Below are 1290 nucleotides of genomic sequence, written 5' to 3'. Positions count from 1 at the left end.
GGCTGCTGCGGCCACCGGGCGCCTGCACCCGTTCCACCGTCAGCCCACGCCCCGCCACCGCCGCGTCCGCGAGCCCGGGCAGTTGCCCCAGCCAGCGCGTGGCGACGGCGTCCCCGTACGTCTCGCCGAACGTCCGGGCCCGACCGGTAGCTGACCAAGGGACGACGCACGTATGGCTTTCGAACCGCCTGAGCGGCTGGTGCGCGCGCTCGGCGAGACGTACGGGGACGCCGTCGCCACGCGCTGGCTGGGGCAACTGCCCGGGCTCGCGGACGCGGCGGTGGCGGGGCGTGGGCTGACGGTGGAACGGGTGCAGGCGCCCGGTGGCCGCAGCAGCCTGGTCCTGCTCGTACGGCGGCAGGACGGTACTCCCGCGGCCCTGAAGCTGGCGCCCGCCGAGGCGCGTCCGGAGCTGGAGCGGGCGGCACTGGAGCACTGGGCCGGCTGGGGCGCGGCGCGGCTCCTGGAGACGGACGGCCCCGAGGACTCCCTGCTGCTGGAGCGTCTGCACCCCGAGGTGTCCCTGCGCTCGCTGCCCGAGGCGAAGGCGCTGCTGGAGGCGGCGGGGACGCTGCGCCGGCTGTGGGTGGAGCCGCCCGCGGGCCACGCGTTCGAATCGGCGGCACAGCGGACGGAGCGTCAGTCGGTGCCGATGCGGGGGGAGTTGCCGTCGGAGCTGGCGCCGCTGGCGGAGGCGGCCCTGACGGCCCGCGACGCCTTGACGGCCGCCCCGCCGGAGGAGCTGCTCCTCCACGGCAACTTCCGCCAGAGCAAGGTGCTTTCGGCGGAGCGCTCCCCGTGGCTGACGGTGGGCCCGGAGCCGCTGGTGGGCGAACGGGCCTACGACCTGGCGCGGCTGGTGCGCGACCGGGTGGAGGACCTGATCGCGGCCCCCAGCGGCGCGTCGGTCGCGCGTCGCCGGGTGAACAAACTCGCGGACGCGCTGGATGTCGACCCGACGCGGCTGCACGGCTGGACGCTGTTCCGAGCGGTGGAGTCGGGACTCCGGGCGAGGGCGGCGGGCCGGACCCAGGACGCGGAGCTGCTGCTGGAGTTCGCGGGCTGGCTGTAGCGACCGCGCGCGGCCCGCGCCGCGTTTTGGCCGGGGTTCGTCTGCGGGCCGGTGGTGGGTTGCTCGCGCCCCTGTTTGCCCGGGGTTCGTCTGCGGGCCGGTGGTGGGTTGCTCGCGCAGTTCCCCGCGCCCCTTATCGGGCCCGGTGTTCGTCTGCGGGCGGTGGTGGGCCGGTCGCGCAGTTCCCCGCGCCCCTTGGCGGGGACGGGGCTCGGGGT

1 protein-coding gene is annotated in these 1290 nt (G+C 76.4%); it reads left to right on the top strand.

Translation table 11 applies throughout. The features are described from left to right. The first annotated feature begins 172 nt into the window (after window positions 1–172). Window positions 173–1072: an aminoglycoside phosphotransferase family protein gene (locus ACJA3G_RS37175; protein WP_406557421.1), complete on the top strand. Its 900-nt coding sequence runs from the start codon at window positions 173–175 to the stop codon at window positions 1070–1072. Window positions 1073–1290 lie beyond the last annotated feature (218 nt).

The organism is Streptomyces sp. YS-3 (assembly GCF_045257485.1).
In the GTDB taxonomy this organism is placed as follows: domain Bacteria; phylum Actinomycetota; class Actinomycetes; order Streptomycetales; family Streptomycetaceae; genus Streptomyces.
This window is presented reverse-complemented; position numbering and strand designations above follow the sequence as displayed.